3 protein-coding genes are annotated in these 4,822 nt (G+C 54.1%); 2 read left to right on the forward strand and 1 reads right to left on the reverse strand.

All coding sequences use genetic code 11. The features are described 5' to 3' along the window. Positions 1 to 628: hypothetical protein (locus tag PHH59_RS16850; RefSeq protein ID WP_300019012.1), on the reverse strand; the 628-nt coding region annotated here is incomplete at its 3' end. Between the two features lie 272 nt (positions 629 to 900). Between PHH59_RS16850 and PHH59_RS16855 the strand changes: the two genes are divergently transcribed. Both PHH59_RS16855 and PHH59_RS16860 read left to right on the forward strand, forming a co-directional pair. Next, the gene (locus PHH59_RS16855) at positions 901 to 1,284 is read left to right on the forward strand and encodes a Bro-N domain-containing protein (RefSeq protein WP_300019017.1); all 384 of its coding nucleotides are present in this window, start codon (positions 901 to 903) and stop codon (positions 1,282 to 1,284) included. A gap of 108 nt (positions 1,285 to 1,392) precedes the next feature. Then, the coding region (locus PHH59_RS16860; RefSeq protein WP_300019014.1) for a tape measure protein at positions 1,393 to 4,822 on the forward strand (3,430 nt) is incomplete at its 3' end.

Consider the following 4,822-nt stretch of genomic DNA (forward strand, 5'->3'; position numbering starts at 1 on the left):
CAAACTGCCCAACGTTACGGTAAGGGGGCTGCCCGCCCGATGGCCTACGGCAAAGCCGCCTACCTGTGAAAACTAAAAACTTCGCCAGCCGGAACGGCGGGCAGTCCCTTTGACTGGCTTGTTGGGCATTGAAGGTGACGTATTTTGCCCCGCACCGCAAAAGCCCGCTGCACCGCAGTGCCGCAGTGCCGCAGTGCCGCACAACGACTAAAACACCCATACTGCCAGCCCGACAACACCCGGCAGAAAACAGCTCAAAACCGCTTGCCACAACAGGCAAGACCAACAACCCAGCCATACAAAACTGATTGCAACCCCGCAAGGCCGACAACAACGAAACTAAAAAACTAGACCCGACTGCTTGAAGTTGACAGCCAAAACCCAGACCCGACAAGCCGAAAGTGAAGGCGGAAAACCCAACCGACAACCGAGGCCAAAGCCAAGCGTGAACCCCGCCCAAAACCCCAGCCAAACAAACCGCCAAAACCCAGAAAAACGCCCCGGCCACCGATGCCGGACAACCCACCCGCAACAACACGGGACCGCCCAAACCACAACCCTGCAACACACGAAACAGGAACGGGAAAGACAGTGCCAACAAACCGCAGAATTCAGGGATGACGCTCAACCCAACCCGCAGTGAAACCCAGCAAAGCCAACCGACAGCCTGAAAACCACCCGCAGCCTACAAACCCGACAAACGAACAGCCAACACACCCGAACCCCGACTGCCCAACGTTACGGTAAAGTGCCCAACGTTACGGTAATTGATTTGCCCTCTTCAAGCAACCCGTAAGACGCATACCGTAGGGTGCAATAGGCGATAGCCGTATTGCACCGCATGTTGGCCTTCAAACATCCGGCGCATTACGCTATCGCTAATGCGCCCTACGCGGGCTAATAGACCATCATGGCGACCGCTGGATGGCTGGTGAGGACATCGGTACCACCTTGGGCTATTCCAATCCGAGAGACCAAATCAGTAAAATTTATGAACGTAATAAAGCTGAACTGGATGCCTACTCAGTTACCGTCAAATTGACGGCAACTGACGGCAAGCTTTACGACACAAGGGTTTACAACGAAGAAGGCGTGATTATCATCACCTTCCTGTCCAAACAACCCAAGGCCGTCGAGTTTCGCCGTTGGGCGGCGGGTGTTTTCAAACGTCTGCGCCAAGGCCAGTTTGCCGCCAACCCTGCCCATGTCGCCGCCCTACAGGCCGAACTCCTAAAAGCCAACCCACGCCTGCAAGACGTGCTTAACCTCACCCGCTTGGGCTAAGGCGATGCTGGCAGGCGGTTATCAGGCTGTCAGCACCGCCGTGCTGCGGGCGGATTTGCAGTGGCTGCATGAGCAAGGGCTGATTTATGCCAAACACCCGGACGGCGTATGGGTTTAGTCGCCTTATACGCCAGCGGCAAAGAACTTATCCAGTATGCCGACAACTTAAAGTTGGTGGACGGCAGGGTCAAAGCCGCCACGTCCTCGCAAGCGGATTACATCGCCGCCAACCAAGCCTTGCTGGCGGTGTCGCTGGAAACCCATTCCGCTTTTTCTGAAAACGCCGGCCTGTTCGCCAGGACAAACAAATCCATCGAGGCGATGGGTGGCAGTATGGGCAACACCATCGCGTTTTCCGACATGCTGGCCAAATCGTTGGCAATATCCGGGGCGTCGACAGCGGAAAGCAATTCCATTATCACTCAGATGTCCCAAGCCTTTGCGTCGGGTGTTTTGCGCGGCGATGAGTTTAATAGTGTCATGGAAAACGGGTCCAGGATGGCTTATGCCTTGGCGGATGGCTTGGGCGTTGGGGTGGGCGAATTGCGCAAAATGGCGGAGTCAGGGGAATTGACGGCCCCTAAAGTGCTGCAAGCAACCTTGTCCCAGGCCGAAAAGATCAATGCCGAGTTCAAACTGATGCCGGTGACGGTGGCGGGGGCCATGACGGACGTGGAGACGCAGTTTGGCCGCTACATCAACGCCGCCAACACAGCCTACGGCACAACCTCGTCGCTGGCCAGTGGCATTGGCGTATTAGCCAACAACCTGCCCGTGATACTGGACGGCCTTATTTTGGTGGGCGAGGCGGCGGTGCTGGCCTTGGCCTCTAAGGGCGTGTCTAGCCTTGCCGCGTACAGCCAGGCGCAATATCAGGCCGGCCGTGCCGCCGCCGCCGATGCACAGATTTTAACGGCGCATGGTGCCGCGTTGATTGAGGACGCCCGGCGCACGGCAAACCAAACTGCCGCGACGGTAGCCCGGATTGAGGCGGAAATAGCGGCGACCCGTGCGACGCTGGCGGGGACGTTGTCAATGGGTGGACGGATAGCGGCGACCAATACGCTCAATATCCAAACCACGGCTTTAACGCAAGCCACCGCAGCACAGTCAATCGCACAACGGCAGCTTGATGCCATTATTGCCCAAAACACCACGCGGATTAGCGCAATGGGTGTGGCGATGGGGGTGCTAAATGTAGCGATGGCGGGGGTGATGGCGTATCAGTTTGGCACCTGGCTTAACTCATTTGATGGCATCGCCAACACAGCGACGGAAGTGCTCGGTAGGTGGGCGCATAAATTTGAGGATATTGGCTATCATGCCGCTTTGGCCAAAGCGGCTTTGACGGGTGGCTGGGACAAGATGGACGGACTCACTGCCGCCCACGAACGCAACACCCAAGCCATTGATGACAATGTCAACGGGACGGTTGAATGGCGCAAAAAAATGGCCGACGCGGGGATGACAGCGGAGCAATATAAAAATTATTTGCTTGAATTACAGTCTCCACAGGATGCGTTTAATGCAAAAGCCGAGGAAGCCACGCGCCTTTTTAAAGCCGGATTAATTACGTTTGACCAATATAACCAAAAGTTGATTACGTTGCGCAATGAGCTGGACCGGCTTAATGAGCAACGCGAGGCGCCCTTCTTGAAATGGGAGTCCGATATCCAAGATAAAATAAATCAAATCAAATTGCCGCGCCTAGATTACCTGGACAGCAAAATACCAAAAACCTTTGATGACGAGCAAACCGCCAAGGCCAAGGCGTATAACGCGCAGTTAATTGCCGCGCAGGAGGCACAAAAAGCGTTATCGGCCGAAGTAAAAAACACCGCGAAAGAAGAAAAAAAAGCCACCTCTGAGCGCCAAAGCCAAGCCCAATCTACGCAGGAGGACATTAGCCGGGAGATTGCCCAACTCGAAGCCCGCAACCGTTTGTTAAAATTGGGCGGGCGTGAAGCTTTCAGGCAGGATTTCGCCACGCTGGCGGAACAAGCCAAACCCCGCATCAGCATTGATTTTGCGCCGGGAACGCCAGATTCCCATACGCAGTTTTTTGAACAAATCATGAACAAATACCAGGGAATTGCGGATACCCAAGAGCAGTTGCGCTTAAGTGCGGTGGAATATACCAAGACCTATCATGATTTGGAAATCGCCACCACGTCGGCGGCTTTGGCGGATGAGAAACGGGCAATGGCGTTGTGGGATGAAAACAAGGCGTTGGAAGCCAAACAAGCATCGGATAAATTGCAAGCCGATGAATTGGCGGCATTGGATGACCAGTATCGGAAATTGACACTATCCGCGCAAGATTATTACGTGCAAACGCTGGCAAACAAGGGCTTGTCGCCCACGCAAATCGCCCCTTTAAAAGCCCAGTTTGACAAGAACGCCACCGCGCAAACCGCCAAGGATGAAATGGACGCGGCCCGCAAGTCGGTGGAAAGCTACAACCAATCGCTGGAGACCAGCCGCCAGACGCTGCAGGGGCTGGGTTCTGTCTCGTCGTCGGTGTTCGACGCCCAATTGGGCGGCATTAATGCGCTGGTGGGGGCATGGTCAACGCTGACCCAAGGCATTGCCGATAATACTAAGTCAATGGATGAATTGGCAATTGCCAAGGCCGACAATATCACCGCCAACACTGAAAATGACGTGCTGACCGCCGAAGGCGCCGCCAACGCCCAGAAATATGCCGATAAAGAAAAGCGGTTGACTGTTGAAAAAACGGCGTTGGAACTGGACGGGGCGCGGCAAATCGCGGCCTCGGCGGCTTCGATGTTTGGCGAGAAAACGGCGGCGGCGCAAGCCTTCCATACGATCGAAATGGGCTTGGCTGTGGCCAGTATTGCGATGAAGGCCAAAGAGATAGCGACTAATATTCCGCTTACAATATCTAACATTGCGGCGGGCGCGTCTAAGATGTATTCCCAAGCCGGATTTGGTGGATTTGTCGGAGTGGCATTGATGTTGGCATCAATGGCCGCATTGGGTTTTGCTGCTTCCGGTAGTTCTGTGGCAGAGCCGCCAAAGTCGTCACCGGATACAGGCACCGTATTAGGCGATGCCGGCAAGTCGTCCGAATCTATCGGCAATGTCGTGAAGACGCTGGAAGACATCCATGCCAGCGAATATGCCGAATTGCGCGGCATCAATACTGGCATCAATAACTTGCAAGCGGCTTTGACGGGGACTATTAACCGGCTTTTCCAGGCTGGTGGGCTGGATGTATCGAATATTGGCTTAAATTTAAATGCAGGAATTAATAAAGGAATGACATTTTTTGGCGGTGAAGCTGATACGCTGATCAAGACTTTTTCTGACCTAAGCTCCTTTGTTTTACCGCTGAATCTTTTGAATAATATATTTGCAGGCGGATATAAGTCAGTGGTGGAACGCGGCATACAAACCCCCGCGCAAAATGTTGGCAATGGGATGATGGGCGGCTTTGATGCCCAACAATACAACGTGGTTAAGACCCGCCAGTGGGATTTATTAAGTGATTCAACAAGTTATCAAACCGTATTCA

This window comes from Methylovulum sp. (assembly GCF_028687615.1).
Classification (GTDB): Bacteria; Pseudomonadota; Gammaproteobacteria; order Methylococcales; family Methylomonadaceae; genus Methylovulum.